The 14491-nt window shown below is 64.0% G+C and carries 13 protein-coding genes; 7 read left to right on the top strand and 6 right to left on the bottom strand.

Translation table 11 applies throughout. The annotated features are described in order from the left end of the window. Nucleotides 1-25: 25 nt before the first annotated feature. Both ACLEJP_RS11305 and ACLEJP_RS11300 read left to right on the top strand, forming a co-directional pair. Entirely contained in the window at nucleotides 26-799 is a 774-nt protein-coding gene (locus tag ACLEJP_RS11305) for a glycosyltransferase family 2 protein (RefSeq protein WP_225779473.1), read from the top strand. Nucleotides 800-836: 37 nt separating this feature from the next. Beyond that, nucleotides 837-1928: a glycosyltransferase gene (locus ACLEJP_RS11300; protein ID WP_440806444.1), complete on the top strand. Its 1092-nt coding sequence runs from the start codon at nucleotides 837-839 to the stop codon at nucleotides 1926-1928. Between the two features lie 3 nt (nucleotides 1929-1931). Here ACLEJP_RS11300 and ACLEJP_RS11295 read toward each other — a convergent pair whose 3' ends face one another. Next, nucleotides 1932-2537: a toluene tolerance protein gene (locus ACLEJP_RS11295; protein ID WP_440806442.1), complete on the bottom strand. Its 606-nt coding sequence runs from the start codon at nucleotides 2535-2537 to the stop codon at nucleotides 1932-1934. Nucleotides 2538-2637: 100 nt separating this feature from the next. Here ACLEJP_RS11295 and ACLEJP_RS11290 point away from each other — a divergent pair, with 100 nt between their 5' ends. The 3 genes from ACLEJP_RS11290 to hldE all read left to right on the top strand — a co-directional run bounded on the left by ACLEJP_RS11290 (nucleotide 2638) and on the right by hldE (nucleotide 7190). Next, nucleotides 2638-3813 (top strand): O-antigen ligase family protein, encoded by a 1176-nt coding sequence (locus ACLEJP_RS11290; RefSeq protein ID WP_440806441.1) that lies wholly within the window; start codon nucleotides 2638-2640, stop codon nucleotides 3811-3813. Nucleotides 3814-3828: 15 nt separating this feature from the next. After that, nucleotides 3829-5637, top strand: coding sequence for a lipid A export permease/ATP-binding protein MsbA (gene msbA, locus ACLEJP_RS11285; protein WP_440806439.1), 1809 nt, complete (start codon nucleotides 3829-3831; stop codon nucleotides 5635-5637). A gap of 131 nt (nucleotides 5638-5768) precedes the next feature. Next, nucleotides 5769-7190 (top strand): bifunctional D-glycero-beta-D-manno-heptose-7-phosphate kinase/D-glycero-beta-D-manno-heptose 1-phosphate adenylyltransferase HldE, encoded by a 1422-nt coding sequence (hldE, locus tag ACLEJP_RS11280; protein ID WP_225779468.1) that lies wholly within the window; start codon nucleotides 5769-5771, stop codon nucleotides 7188-7190. A 36-nt stretch (nucleotides 7191-7226) separates the two neighbouring features. Here the strand turns inward: hldE and ACLEJP_RS11275 are convergent, their stop codons facing one another. From ACLEJP_RS11275 to ACLEJP_RS11260, 4 genes are read right to left on the bottom strand one after another with little or no spacing between them, the layout of a single operon-like run. Continuing rightward, nucleotides 7227-8195, bottom strand: coding sequence for a metal ABC transporter ATPase (locus ACLEJP_RS11275; protein WP_440806436.1), 969 nt, complete (start codon nucleotides 8193-8195; stop codon nucleotides 7227-7229). Nucleotides 8196-8247: 52 nt separating this feature from the next. Then, nucleotides 8248-9060, bottom strand: coding sequence for an aldo/keto reductase (locus ACLEJP_RS11270; protein WP_440806433.1), 813 nt, complete (start codon nucleotides 9058-9060; stop codon nucleotides 8248-8250). Beyond that, nucleotides 9057-10232: an NAD(P)/FAD-dependent oxidoreductase gene (locus tag ACLEJP_RS11265; RefSeq protein ID WP_440806431.1), complete on the bottom strand. Its 1176-nt coding sequence runs from the start codon at nucleotides 10230-10232 to the stop codon at nucleotides 9057-9059. The genes ACLEJP_RS11270 and ACLEJP_RS11265 overlap by 4 nt, the downstream gene beginning before the upstream one ends. A gap of 46 nt (nucleotides 10233-10278) precedes the next feature. After that, nucleotides 10279-10611 (bottom strand): DMT family transporter, encoded by a 333-nt coding sequence (locus ACLEJP_RS11260; RefSeq protein WP_440806428.1) that lies wholly within the window; start codon nucleotides 10609-10611, stop codon nucleotides 10279-10281. Nucleotides 10612-10698: 87 nt separating this feature from the next. On the opposite strand from ACLEJP_RS11260, the gene ACLEJP_RS11255 reads away from it, so the two are divergent. Then, complete coding sequence (locus tag ACLEJP_RS11255; protein WP_440806426.1) at nucleotides 10699-11589, top strand: LysR family transcriptional regulator; 891 nt, start codon at nucleotides 10699-10701, stop codon at nucleotides 11587-11589. A gap of 11 nt (nucleotides 11590-11600) precedes the next feature. Continuing rightward, on the top strand, nucleotides 11601-12872 hold the full coding sequence (waaA, locus tag ACLEJP_RS11250) for a lipid IV(A) 3-deoxy-D-manno-octulosonic acid transferase (RefSeq protein ID WP_440806424.1): 1272 nt from the start codon (nucleotides 11601-11603) through the stop codon (nucleotides 12870-12872). 161 nt (nucleotides 12873-13033) lie between these two features. Here waaA and ACLEJP_RS11245 read toward each other — a convergent pair whose 3' ends face one another. After that, a complete protein-coding gene (locus ACLEJP_RS11245) occupies nucleotides 13034-14470 on the bottom strand; it encodes a TolC family outer membrane protein (RefSeq protein ID WP_440806421.1) in 1437 nt (478 codons plus the stop codon). Nucleotides 14471-14491: the final 21 nt, after the last annotated feature.

Here is a 14491-nt window from a genome sequence, read left to right as displayed (position 1 = left end):
ATAGTCGCAAGGCGGAGGGAGTCCGGTGCGCTTTTCAAATGAGAGTGATGTCACGCTCGTCGTGACCAGCTGTGGGCGGTTCGATCTGCTCAAAGATACCCTTGAGAGTTTCGATCGCTACAACACCGCGCCCATTCGTGAGGTATTTATCACCGAGGATTCCGGTGACGATGCCGTGCACGCCGCTGTGCCGGAGCACTGGAAGCCGCACTGCAAGGTGTTCGTCAACCGGCCCAAGCTCGGCCAGTTGCCGTCCATCGACCTGGCCTACAGCCACGTCAGGACGCCGTACATCTTCCACTGCGAGGATGACTGGCATTTCTACCGCCAGGGCTTCGTCGAAGACTCGCGGGCCATTCTGCAGGCCAGCCCCGACCTGTTGCAGGTGTGGCTGCGCAGCCATGCCCATGACTTGGCCATCCACAGCCCCTATATCCACCTCGGCGATCGTCAGGTGATCGCCGGTGTGCCTTGTTATCCGCTGCTGTCCGACAAGGCCGAGTGGCAGGCCTTTTCGCTCAACCCTGGGCTGCGCCGGCTCGCCGACTACCAGCGCTGCGCGCCATTTGCCGCCTATTCTGGAGAAAAGGCTCTTTCCCGACGCTATGCTGAGTTAAATCTTACAGCGGTCACCCTGGAGGGTGATGCAGTATTGCACACCGGCTTTGGTAACCACGTGACCTTGCCCATCGAAGTGGAGCGCAAGGCCAAACGTCGTAAGCGGGATCGGATCAAGTTGGCATTGACGTTGGTGGCAGGCGCCGTGATCGGCATGGGAATCACCCTATTTGTTCAATGAAGTCGCTGTCCCACCTGACATGAGCGGGAACGGACCCATGAACATCGTCAATATGATGTGGGCGGGCGGAACGCCGTACATGTCCATCCACAAGGTACATCGGCAAGTGTTGTCGCACGCGGGGGCCGATGCCCGGATCAGTAACTGGCTGCTGCTCGGTAGCGGGCTGTGTTGTGGGCTCGGCTCGACCCGGGAGTGGCACATGCCGCAACGGGCCCTGAAAGGGCGGCACTTGTGGCGCCTTTTACGTCCATGGTTGCGCATGCGCTTGCGCAAGGCGCTGGACGAGGCCCAGGCAGAAGTGGTGTTGCTCGACGGCGTCGGCGTGGCGCGGCTGGTGTTGCCGTTGCTGCAGCAGGTTCCGCGTTTGCGCGCCAAGGTGCTGTTCCATGGCAAGACGCGGCTGAGTGCTGGTGATGTGCACCTGCTACGCATGTTCCCGGCAGAGCGGCTGAGCATTGCCGCTGTTTCGCAGACGCTCGCCGCAGCGCTTGAACACGACCTGGGCAGGCCCGTGCAGACGTTGCGCATGGCCCTGGATCCTCGGGCTTTCGTCGAGCCGTTGTTGAGCCGCGAAGCAGCCAGGCAAGCGCTGGATTTGCCAGCGGCCAGCGGTCTGCTGCTGGGTGCGGTCGGGCGGCTGGTGGAGAGCAAAGGCTTCGAGATGCTGGTCGAGGCCTTTGCCAAGGCCAGCGCGCGCCAGCCGGGGCTGCAATTGGCGATCATTGGTGAAGGCCCGCTGCGTGCGGCGCTGCAGGCGCGTATCAATGCGCTGGGCCTGGCCGGGCGCGTACACCTGAGCGGACACCGCGACGATCTGCAGCAACTGTACCGTGCGTTCGACTGGCTCATGGTTCCTTCGCGTTCCGAAGGCCTGGGGCTGGTGGTGCAGGAAGCGGTCATGGCCGATGTGCCGGTGGTCTGCAGCGACCTGCAGGTATTCCGTGAGCAACTGCAGGATACGGGTTGCTACCTGCCCATTGCCGATGAAGACGCCTGGGCCGAGGCGATCGCGCAATGCGCGACGCGCGATGCCCCAGCAGCGGCCGCCCGGCAGCGCCACGCGCTGGCCCCTGAGCAGGCCTGGCAGGCGTTCTGCAACGACTCGCATAGCCTGCTGCGCGGTTGACTTTCAGCGCGCCAGCAGGGCTGCCTCGAAGGCGGCAACGGGGAATCGGTCACCGAGGTTCTCCCGCTCGATGTAGCGCACCATGTGCTGCACGTTGCGACGAATCATGCGCGCCGACAGGGGCGCGCGCAGGAAACGCATGTCCGCCACGTCGATCAGGCCCAGCTGATGGTCGGGGGTAACCACCACATTGCCTAGGTGCAGGGAACGGAAGTACACGCCGCTGCGATGCAGCTGGCGAATCAGCTCGATCAGGCGCGGCAGGTAGATATCCCAGCTGAAACCCTCATCGCGCGACATCTGCAGCAAGGTCCGCCCCGGCAGTGGGCGGTACAGCACCGCAGTCCGGCCTGGCAGGTCGAGCTTGTGCTGGCTGATCACTTCCAGGGTCGGGATGCCCATTTGCGCCAGGCGTGCGGCATTGTCGACGAAGCGCTGCGAGTACGGGCGCAGCAGTGCAGATGAAATCAGACGCTTGCGGCGAAAAACCTTGAGGAAATTACCATCCGCGAGCAGGTAGACTTTGGCGCCATGGCTGTCTGCCTCAAGCACCTGAGCGCCTTGTGTCAGCTGATCGAAGTCGACCTGGGGGAGCCGGGAGCATTGCATGAATAGGGCCTTGTCGTCTGGCGAGCAAAATGACCGGCAATAATGCCGAAAATAATGCAGTAGCACCATGGATGGTGTCTTTGATTCATCGGGGGAAAGGATGTTGTATAAAAAAAGCTGGGCTCGAGCCTGGTTGGGCCTGGGTCTGGTCTGGTTCCTGGCGGCTATCGCCCTGGCACCCAGCAACAAGATTTATCAGCAAGGCCTGGTGTTGTTCCTGTGGTTGCCGACGCTGGTCCTGGCCTGGTCTGCCAGGCAGGTTCTGGTGCAAGCCTGGAAGCAACAACCAGCTTTGTGGGGCAGTGTGCTGTTGCTGTTGGCGTGGAGCGGGCTGAGCCTGGCATGGTCGATAGCAGAAGATCCGGGACGGGAGACCAAGCGGCTGCTTTACATCCTCGTCTTCCTGCTGGCGTTCCCATTGCTGGCCCAGCTTGGCCAGGCACGCATTCGCCAGCTGCTGCTGGCCGGCAGCGCCTTGCTGGCCGTTGCCGCGCTGGTTTCCGTGATCCATTTCTACGGCATGCAGGGCCAGCCTTTGCTGGCCCGCCTGCAAGGCATCGGTGAAATCTCGCACCCGATCCTGGGCGCTTATGTCATCGGCTCGGCCGTGCTCTTCCTGCTTTACCTGCCGCCACGGCAACGCGGCCTCCAGCTGTTGTGGCTGGCAGCGCTGGCCTGTCTGGGCGCGTTCGCCATGCTCAGCCAGAGCCGTGGCGCGGTCTTGGCTCTGGTGCTTACCGTGATCCTGGCCCCGCTGTGGTTCCGTGACCGGCATAGCCGAGTGTTTTCGATCCTGGCGGCCACCGCCACTGGTTTGGCGTTCTACCTGGCATATGACCTGATCGCCCAGCGCGGCTCGTCCTACCGGCCGGAAATCTTCCATGCCGTGATCGACATGATTGCCGCACATCCGTGGACCGGCCTCGGCCTGGGGGCAGCCTACGACGTGAGTGCGGTGGGCAGGCACTTCGACCACACCCATAACATGTTCACCCATATCGCGGTGGAAATCGGCCTGCCCGGCATGCTGCTGTGGGTCTTGGTATGGCTGTACACGCTAGGTGAGATCGTACGCGCACGCGACACACTGTTCGGCAAGATCCTGCTCGGCTTCTGGGTCTATTCGACCTTGGCCATGCAGTTCGACGCCGCCAGCCTCACCGGTACTCCACGTGCCGAATGGTTCATCAGCTGGCTGCCCGTGGGCCTGGCCATGTTGCTGCCATGGGGGCGTGCCGAAAATGACGCCTGTGGTAAAATTTCCGGTTCAACCTGAACAGCGAGCTCGATAATGGCCGAAACACCGCGACCGGCGGAACACACCTCCAGCCTGAAGATCTACTTCCGGCTGCTGAGCTATGTGAAACCCTATGTCGGCATTTTCCTGCTGAGCATCGTTGGTTTCGTGATCTTTGCCTCGACCCAGCCGATGCTGGCCGGCATCCTCAAGTATTTCGTCGATGGGCTGAGCAACCCCGAAGCGGTGTTGTTCCCCAACGTCCCCTACCTGCGTGACCTGCAATTGCTGCAGGCCGTACCGCTGCTGATCATCCTCATTGCCGCGTGGCAGGGCCTGGGGTCGTTCCTCGGCAACTACTACCTGGCCAAGGTTTCCTTGTGCCTGGTGCATGACCTGCGCGTGGAGTTGTTCAACAAGTTGCTGGTCCTGCCCAACCGCTACTTTGACAACCACAACTCCGGGCACCTGATTTCGCGCATCACCTTCAACGTGACCATGGTCACCGGTGCGGCCACCGATGCCATCAAGGTAGTGATCCGCGAAGGCCTGACCGTGGTGTTCCTGTTTGCCTACCTGCTGTGGATGAACTGGCACCTGACCCTGGTGATGATTGCCATCCTGCCGTTGATCGCGGTGATGGTCAGTGTCGCCAGCAAGAAATTCCGCAAGCAGAGCAAGAAGATCCAGGTAGCCATGGGCGACGTCACTCATGTGGCTTCGGAAACCATCCAGGGCTACCGCGTGGTGCGCAGCTTCGGCGGCGAGGCCTACGAAGAGCAACGTTTCGGCAAGGCCAGCCAGAGCAACACCGACAAGCAGTTGCGCATGACCAAGACCGGTTCGTTGTACACGCCGATGCTGCAGCTGGTGATCTACATCGCCATGGCTGCGCTGATGTTCCTGGTGCTGTTCCTGCGCGGTGAGTCCACCGCTGGTGATCTGGTGGCCTATATCACCGCTGCTGGCCTTCTGCCCAAGCCGATTCGTCAGCTGTCCGAGGTAAGCTCGACCATCCAGAAAGGCCTTGCCGGTGCCGAGAGCATCTTCGAGCAACTGGACGAAGCGCCTGAAGTGGATACCGGCACCGTCGAGAAAGAGCGGGTCGAAGGGCGCCTGGAAGTGCGCAACCTGAGCTTCACCTACCCGGGCACCGATCGCGAGGTGCTCAGCGACATCAGCTTCGTTGCCGAGCCGGGGCAGATGATTGCCCTGGTCGGCCGCTCCGGCAGCGGCAAATCGACCCTGGCAGCGCTGATCCCGCGCTTCTATCACCACGACCAGGGGCAGATCCTGCTGGACGGCGTGGAAATCGAGAACTATCGCCTGCGCAACCTGCGCCGCCATGTTTCGCAAGTGACCCAGCACGTCACCCTGTTCAACGATACCGTGGCCAACAACATCGCCTATGGCGACCTGGCCGGTGCACCGCGCGCCGACATCGAAGCTGCTGCGGCCGATGCCTATGCCAAGGAATTCGTCGACCGCTTGCCGAACGGCTTCGATACCGAAGTGGGTGAAAACGGCGTCCTGCTCTCCGGCGGCCAGCGCCAGCGCCTGGCCATTGCTCGGGCACTGCTGAAAAACGCACCGCTGCTGATTCTCGACGAAGCTACCTCGGCGCTGGATACCGAGTCCGAGCGGCACATCCAGGCTGCCCTGGACCATGTGATGCAAGGCCGTACCACGCTGGTGATTGCCCACCGTCTGTCGACCATCGAGAAGGCCGACCAGATCCTGGTCATGGACCAGGGCCGCCTGGTCGAACGTGGCACCCATGCCGAGCTGCTTGCGGCTAATGGCCATTATGCCCGCCTGCATGCCATGGGCCTGGATGAGCCGGCCAAGGCCGATATCACCTGAACCCCTCGTTGATCGGGGCCATCACGGCCCCGATTGTCACGGGAATTTTCCCAGGGTGATCTGGCCGTAAAGCCGTTCCCAACCCTGTGCTAATATCCTGCCCCTGTTCATTATTTCCATATGGGTTGCCCATGAAGTTGTCCATGCCGCGTTTCGATCAAGCCCCGGTACTGGTGGTCGGCGATGTCATGCTCGACCGCTACTGGCATGGCGGTACTTCGCGTATCTCGCCGGAAGCGCCAGTCCCGGTGGTCAAGGTCGACCAGATCGAGGATCGCCCCGGCGGCGCGGCCAACGTTGCCTTGAACATTGCCGCCCTGGGTGCACCGGCTTCGCTGATTGGCGTCACCGGCCAGGACGAGGCCGCCGACAGCCTGGCCAACAGCCTGCAGGCCGCCGGCGTGCGTTCGGTGTTCCAGCGCATCGCGCACCAGCCGACCATCGTCAAGCTGCGGGTCATGAGCCGTCACCAGCAACTGCTGCGCATCGATTTCGAAGAACCGTTCGCCACCGACCCGCTGTCGCTGGGTGCCGAGGTCGACAGCCTGCTCGAGGGCGTCAAGGTGCTGGTCCTGTCCGACTACGGCAAGGGCGCACTGAAAAATCACCAGAGCCTGATCCAGGCGGCGCGGGCCAAGGGCATTCCGGTGCTGGCCGACCCCAAGGGCAAGGACTTCTCGATCTACCGCGGTGCCAGCCTGATCACCCCGAACCTCAGCGAGTTCGAGACCATCGTCGGCCGTTGCGCCGATGAGGCCGATCTGGTCGCCAAGGGCCTGCAATTGCTGCAGGACCTCGACCTGGGTGCCCTGCTGGTGACTCGGGGCGAACACGGCATGACCCTGCTGCGCAGTGGCCAGCCGGCACTGCACTTGCCGGCACGGGCGCGGGAAGTATTCGACGTGACCGGTGCCGGTGATACCGTCATCTCCACCCTCGCGGCAGCCATCGCTGCCGGAGAGGACCTGCCCCACGCGGTGGCCCTGGCCAACCTGGCGGCAGGTATCGTGGTCGGCAAACTGGGTACGGCGGCGATCAGTGCCCCTGAACTGCGCCGGGCTATCCAGCGTGAGGAAGGCTCCGAGCGCGGCGTGCTGGGCCTGGAGCAGCTGCTGCTGGCCATCGATGACGCGCGGGCGCACAAAGAGAAGATCGTCTTTACCAACGGTTGCTTCGACATCCTGCACGCCGGCCACGTCACCTACCTGGAGCAGGCCCGTGCCCAGGGCGACCGCCTGATCGTCGCGGTCAACGACGATGCTTCGGTCAGCCGCCTGAAAGGGCCGGGCCGGCCGATCAACAGCGTCGACCGACGCATGGCCGTACTGGCCGGGCTGGGGGCGGTGGACTGGGTGATCAGTTTCCCCGAGGGTACCCCGGAGAACCTGCTGAGCCAGGTCAAGCCGGATGTGCTGGTCAAAGGTGGTGATTATGGCATCGACCAGGTGGTGGGCGCCGATATCGTCAAGGCCTATGGCGGTACCGTGAAGGTGCTGGGGCTGGTCGAGAACAGCTCGACCACGGCGATTGTCGAGAAAATCCGCAAGCACTGACCTGCCCTTTGGGGCTGCGCAGCAGCCCCCTGGGTCCTACTTGTGCAGCGAAGTACGCGCCCGCTCCAGCAGTGCCCGCGCCTTGTCACCAAAGCGCTGCAGGTGCGAGGCCCGCAGCGGTTTGCTTTCCACCAACCCCTGCTGCTTCACCCAATCCTTCCAGCGCACCCGCTCTTCCTTCACCACCCAACCCTCCTGGCGGGCAAAACTTTCGGCCAGGTACAGCCCACGGGTGCTTGCCGGTACCAGCTCATCCTTCTTGAGCGTATACAGCTCAGCCAGTGGCTGGCCGTCCTGTAGCGGCATCAGGTACAGGTCCGGCCGTTTGCGGTTGAGCCGCGCCACCAGTTGGTCGCCCTCGAGCCGCTCATCGACGTGGAACAGGCTGAGCTTCTTGGCCTCCCGCGGAACCTGCAGGCGCATGTCATAGATCAGTTGCAACGAGGCGGTGGGCAGGTGCACGTAGGCTCTTGGCCGTTCCAGCAGCATCAGTTTGCCGCAATGCACCGGGCGCGCTGCACCGGACTGCGGGGTCAGCACAAAATGCGGGTTTTCGCGGTAGTGCAGGGCGGCCGCGTAGGGCACAGGCAGCCAGGTATCATTGAAGCGCCCGCCCAGCCAGCCTTCCGGCGTTTCCAGCAGGCATTCCTCGGCGACTTCCTGCACGGCGGTGTGCAACGGCAGGTTCAGCTCCTGCGCCGGCACGTAACCGGAAATCAGTTTCAGCACCACATCGCCACGGTCCTGCCGACGCTGGCGCACCAACACCCAGTAATCGCGATTCTGCCAATGCAAGGTCAGTCGCACCGACACGCCCAGGTTGGCCAGCTCCACTACGAAGCGCTGCGCATCGGGCAACTGGATGGCCTTGCGCCGCTGTTGGGTCTGGGCGAAATTCAGCGGCATGCCGATGCTCTGGTAGATCAGCCCTTCGGGCGTGGCCTCGACATGCAGCGGCAGCGTCTTGAAGTTGCTCGGGTTCTTGCGGATCAGCGTTCGCGCCACGCGGCTCCTCCTTGCGTCCGGTCAGTCTCCAGGCCCTGAGGCCAGGGGCAACTCAATGCTGGCCAAGAATACGGGCGACGGTTGCCACATTGTGGGCCAGGTGCAGCGGATTGATGGTGCCGACGATAGCACTGCTGACGCCCGGATGGGCAAACAGCAGCTCGAAGCTGGCTTGCACCGGGTCAACGCCCGGGGCCAGGCAGATATGCCCGCTGGCCAGGGCCTTCTTCACCAGGATGGCCTTGCCGTGTTCGGCAGCGTAGTCCAGCACCGGGCGTTCTGCCTGCTCGTTGAGGTTGTAGGTGACCATGGCGCAATCGCCGTGCTCCAGGGCCTTCAGGCCCCCGGCGACGGTCTTGCCAGACAGGCCATAGCCGAGGATCTTGCCCTCCTGCTTGAGCTCGGCGAGGGTCTGGTACACCTCCTGCTGTTCGAGTATCGCCAGGTCATTGCCGTCGGAGTGCACCAGCACCAGCTCGATACGGTCGGTTTCCAGGCGCTGCAGGCTGCGCTCTACCGAACGGCGGGTGTGGGCAGCACTGAAGTCGAAGTGTGACTGGCCGTTGTCGAATTCTTCGCCAACCTTGCTGACGATCACCCATTCATCGCGTTGGCCGCGCAACAGCGGGCCCAGGCGTTCTTCACTGCGGCCATAGGCCGGGGCGGTGTCGATCAGGTTGATGCCCAGCTCGCGGGCCTGGGCCAGCAGCAGGCGGGCTTCGTCATCACCGGGGATGGTGAAGCCGGTGGGGTACTTGACGCCCTGGTCGCGGCCCAGCTTGACCGTACCCAGGCCCAGCGGCGATACCTTGAAGCCGGTGCTGCCCAGGTTGCGGTGGAAGTCGTGCAGGGTGGGCAGGCTCATGGCAGCAGTTGCTCCCAGGCCGGTACGCCCAGTGGTGGGCGCGGCAGGTCGGCGAGGTCGGCGTGGGCTTGTGGGCGGATGCCGTCGCGCTCCAGGTGGGCGATGACCCGGTCGCTGAAGTCCGGTGCCAGGGCCAGCTTGGTCGGCCAGCCGACCAGCAGGCGCTGCTGGTCGGCGAGGAAGGCGTTGTCCGGGCGCACCAGGCCTGATTGCGCCGGTTCTGCGCGGTTGACCCGCAGGGTGGCCCAGCGCACCTGGCTCTGGTCGACCCAAGGCAGCAGGCTGGCGATTTCCTTCTGTGCCGCCGCGATTTGCGCAGACGGCTCGCGGGCGACGCCATCGGCTTCGGCCAGGTCGCCGCCGATGTACCAGACCCACTGGCCATCGGCGGCCGGATGGGTGGTCACTGTCACCCGCGGCTTTGGCCCGCCGCCCAGGCAGTGGGCATAAAGCGGCTTCAAATTGGCACCTTTGGCCATGACCATGTGCAGCGGGCGGGTCTGCATGGCTGGCTGGGTCAGGCCCAGGGCATGCAGCAAGTCTTCGGTGCCGGCGCCGGCGCTGAGCACGATGCGCTGCGTGCGGATATCGCGGCCGTCGACGCGCAGGCCGACCAGCTCGTCAGCCTCGCGCAATGGTTCGATGTGCTCGCCGGCCAGCAGGCTGTCACCCGCCAGTTCGGCCAGGTTGGCCAGCAGGCTGGGCACGTCGACGACCAGTTCGGCCAGGCGATAGACCTTGCCCTTGAAGGCGCGGTCCTGGAGTGCGGGTGGCAGTTGCTCGCCCTTCACCTGGTCGACCCGGCCGCGCACGGCCTTGCTGGCGAAGAAGCTGGTGAGGTTGCCGGCCAGTGTGCCTGGCGACCACAGGTAGTGGGCGTCGGACAGCAGGCGGGTATGGGTCAGGTCCAGCTCGCCGCTGCCATTCAGCGCTTCGCGCCAGCGGCGCGGCATGTCGGCAATGGCTTCCGAGGCACCGGTGAGGGCGCCGTGCAGGGCGTACTTGGTGCCACCATGGATGATGCCCTGGGACTTGATGGTCTGCTCGCCGCCAAGGCTGGCACGCTCCAACAACACCGTTGAATAGCCCAGGCGGCGCAAGCGGGCATTGAGCCAGAGACCTGCGACCCCGGCGCCGACGATCAGCACGTCAGTGGAAATGGCGGATGGCATGGCGATACCTCGAAAACTGGGACAGCTGGCAAGTATACAGGCAACATCAATGGCCAGCCGTGTTCGAAAACAGCTGAATCACCACCACCCCACCCACGATCATCGCCATACCCAGCATGGCCGGCACATCCAGCTTCTGGCCGTAGATCACCAGCGCCGCCACACTGATCAGCACGATCCCCAAACCTGACCAGATGGCATAGGCGATCCCCACCGGAATGCTGCGTACCACCAGGGTCAGCATCCAGAATGCGACGGCGTACCCGACTACCATGAGCAACAGCGGCAAGGGCGTGCTCAGGCCTTTGACCGCTTTCATCGAGGCGGTGGCAATGACTTCGGCGCAGATGGCGATGGCGAGGTAGGTGTAGGCATTCATGGCGAGATCCTCCGGTAACTGGCGGCAGATTCTAGACTCACCTTGAATGGGGTAAAGTCATTACCTATCTATAGGGGAGATAGGTCGATGGCCGAGCAGTGGAACCTCGAACAGCTGCGTACGTTCGTGCGGGTTGCTGAACTGCGCTCGTTCTCGGCCGTGGCCCGCGAACAGCGCAAGGCCCAGTCGGCGATCAGCAGCGCGATAGCCCTGCTTGAAACCGACCTGGGGGTCACCTTGTTCGAGCGCAGCAGTGGCCGCCAGCCCCGGCTGACTGAAAACGGCAGTGCCCTGCTGGAAGATGCCCGTGAACTGTTGCGCCAGTGCGAGCGCCTGGATGGCCGTGCGCTGGCGCTGATGCGCGGCCAGGAGGCCCTGCTGCGGGTGGCTCAGGACGAAGCCATGCCCTACCAGCCGGTGATCGACAGCCTCGACGAGCTGGCCAGCCGCTACCCGTTCCTGGAGGTGCAGCTGGCCAGTGGCGCCCAAGGCGATGTGGCGCGCAAGCTGGTGGAGCGACGCGCCGACCTGGGCTTGTTCTTCAACCACGAACGTATCCCGGCCTCCTTGGAGCGGCGTGCCCTGGGCAGTGTGGAAATGGTCACCGTGTGCGCGGTCGGCCACCCGCTGGCAGGCGAAGGTCGGGTAACCCGCCAGCAATTGGCGCGGCACCGCCAGTTGCTGATCACCCCGCAGCAAAGTGGCTATCCCGGCGGCGAGGCAATCAGCCCGCAGGTATGGCGCGCCGACAGTTTCTATGCCATGGCGGAGCTGTTGATGCGTGGGCTGGGCTGGGCCTGGCTGCCGCGCCACGTGGTGCAATACCCGACCTACCAGGCGCACATGGTCGAGCTGGACAGCGAATGGCGGCCACCGGCCTTGGTCGCGGAGCTGGCCTGGCGCCGCGACGAGCCCTTGGGCCCGGCCGCGCAGTGGCTGGCCGAGCGCTTTGCAGTGCACCTGCGCGCGATCGGGTAAACTGCGCCGCCATGAACAGAACACTCTATACCTTGCTGTTTCACCTGGGCCTGCCGCTGGTTGCGCTGCGCCTGTACCTGCGCGCGCGCAAGGCGCCGGCCTATGGCCAGCGCATCGGCGAGCGCTTTGCCTGCAAGCTGCCAGCCATGCGTCAGGGTGGCATATGGGTGCATGCCGTTTCGGTGGGCGAGAGCATCGCCGCGGCACCCATGGTGCGCGCCTTGCTCAAGGCTTACCCGGGGCTGCCAATCACCCTGACCTGCATGACCCCGACCGGTTCCGAGCGCATTCGCGCCCTGTTCGCCGACGAGCCTCGTGTGCAGCACTGCTACCTGCCCTATGACCTGCCGTGGGCGGCTGGGCGTTTTCTCGACCATGTGCAGCCGACGCTCGGCATCATCATGGAAACCGAACTGTGGCCCAACCATATCCATCAATGTGCCAGGCGTGGCATCCCGGTGGCCTTGGCCAACGCGCGCCTTTCCGAGCGCTCGGCCCGTGGCTATGGGCGCTTTGCCAAACTGACCCGGCCGATGCTGGCCGAGATGAGCTTGATTGCCGTGCAGACCGAAACCGAGGCCCGGCGCTTCCGTGAGCTGGGCGCGCGCCCCGAGTGCGTGCAGGTCACCGGTTCGATCAAGTTCGACCTGAAGATCGACGGGCAACTGCTGCCGCGTGCCAGGGCATTGCGTGAGCAGTGGGGCGCTGAACAGCGCCCGGTGTGGATCGCCGCCAGCACCCACGAAGGTGAGGATGCGTTGATCCTGCAGGCGCATCGGCAGTTGCTGCAGGTACATGGTGATGCGTTGCTGATCCTGGTGCCGCGTCATCCGGAGCGGTTCGCTGCGGTACACGCGCTGTGCAGCGAACAGTTTACCTGCGTGCGCCGGTCTGCCGGCAGCCTGGTCGATGCGCAGACGCAGGTGTTGGTCGGTGACACCATGGGCGAGTTGCTGTTCCTCTATGCCTTGGCCGACATTGCCTTCGTTGGCGGCAGCCTGGTAGCGACCGGTGGGCACAACCCGCTGGAACCGGCAGCGCTGGCCTTGCCGGTGCTGATGGGGCCGCATGTGTTCAACTTCCTCGAGATCAGCGCCATGCTGCGCGAGGCGGGGGCGTTGCAACAGGTGGACGATGCCGACGGGTTGGCCGAGGCCGTGCGACGCTTGATTGAGCTGCCGCAGGATGCCCAGCGCATGGGCGAGGCGGGCAGGGCAGTGATGCGAGCCAATCAGGGGGCACTGCAGCGACTGCTCGATGGCCTCGGTAAACTCATGCACTGATGTGCAGATAGATCATCACAGCGATGCGATTTCAGAGGCGCGGCCTTGAGTCGCGAAAGGGCCGCAGAGCGGCCCCGGCAATATGAGCTTCACGCTGATATCCCCGGGGGCCGCTTTGCGGCCCTCTCACGACACAAGGCCGCTCCTGCAACGACTGCGCTTCAGGGGCGACGCTCGAAGTTCTTCGCCGCCGCCGCCGCCAGGTCCGGTGGCAGGAAGTCCTTGTCCGGGTTGTAATCCGGTTTCAGGTACTGCTTGAGGTCCTGCAGGTCCTGCGGGCTCAACGTGCCGGCCGCCTGCTTCAGGCTCAGGTTGTCGAGAATGTAGTCATAGCGGCTGTTGTTGTAGTCGCGCACCGAGGTGTACAGCTGGCGTTGGGCGTCGAGCACGTCGACGATGTTGCGGGTACCGACCTGGTAGCCGATTTCCGTGGCTTCCAGTGCGCTCTGGTTGGAAATGATCGACTGCTTGCGCGCTTGCACCTGTTCCACGTCGGTGTTCACCGCGCGGTGCAGGTTGCGGGTGTTCTCCACCACCTGACGGCGCAGGCTTTCGCGTTGCTGCTCGCTCTGGCTCAGGCGCTGGTAGGCCTCGCGTACCTGCGAACTGGTCAGGCCGCCGCTGTAGATCGGAATGTTCAGTTGCAAGCCGATGCTGGTCTGCTCGACATCGCCGCTGTAATGCACGGTTGGCAGCGCAGCCGAGTTGGTGAAACCTAGGTTGTCGTTGTCGCCTTTCTGGTACTTGGCAACGGCATCAAGGGTTGGCGCATGGCCGGCCTTGCGCTGGCGCAGGGTTTCTTCGGCAGCGGTGACCGCGTGGTTGGTGGCCAGCAGGTTGAGGTTCTGGCGCCCGGCGGTTTCGACCCAGGCCTTGGCGTCGTTGGGCGTGGGCACCTGCACCGGCAGGGTATGCACCACGCCCTGGATCGAGGTGTATTCCCGGTTGGTCAGGGTCACCAGTGCCTCGAAGGCATCCTGAACCTGGCGTTCGGCGATGATCCGGTTGGCCCGGGCGGTATCGTAGCTGGCCTGGGATTGCAGCACGTCGGTCTTGTCGGACAGGCCGACGTCGAACCGTTCGTTGGACTGGTCCAGCTGGCGCTTGAATGCGGCTTCTTCGGCTTTGGTCGCGGCCAGGTTGTCCTGGGCGCGGAGCACGGCGAAGTAGCTCTGTGCGGTTTGCAGGATCAGGTTCTGCTCGGTCGCCGACAGTTCCAGGGCCGCCTGTTCGTTGACCGCTTCGGCCGCCTGCAACTGGAACCAGCGGTCGGCACGGAAGATCGGCTGGGCGAGGGTCGCGCTCCAGGTATTGCCGCTGCGGTTGCTGGTGGTCGAGGGTTCATCCAGCTTGGTGCGGGTGTTCATCATTTCGGCACCGGCCGACAGGTTCGGTAGCAACCCGGCACGGGCCTGCGGCACCACTTCGCGGCGGGCGCCGTAATCGGCGCGGGCGGCGGCCAGGTCAGCGTTGTTGTCCACCGCCTCCTGATAGACGCTGACCAGGTCGGTTTTCACTGTAGTGGGCACGTCCGCTGCCCAGACCACTCCGTTGGACGCACAAGACACGGCTATTGCCAGTGAGAGTTTGCGCAGCATAGAGGCAATCCTTGTACGAAA

The organism is Pseudomonas sp. SMV7, from assembly GCF_052041995.1.
In the GTDB taxonomy this organism is placed as follows: Bacteria; Pseudomonadota; Gammaproteobacteria; order Pseudomonadales; family Pseudomonadaceae; genus Aquipseudomonas.
Note: the sequence above shows the minus strand (reverse complement) of the source record. Positions and strands in the feature narration are given on the sequence as shown.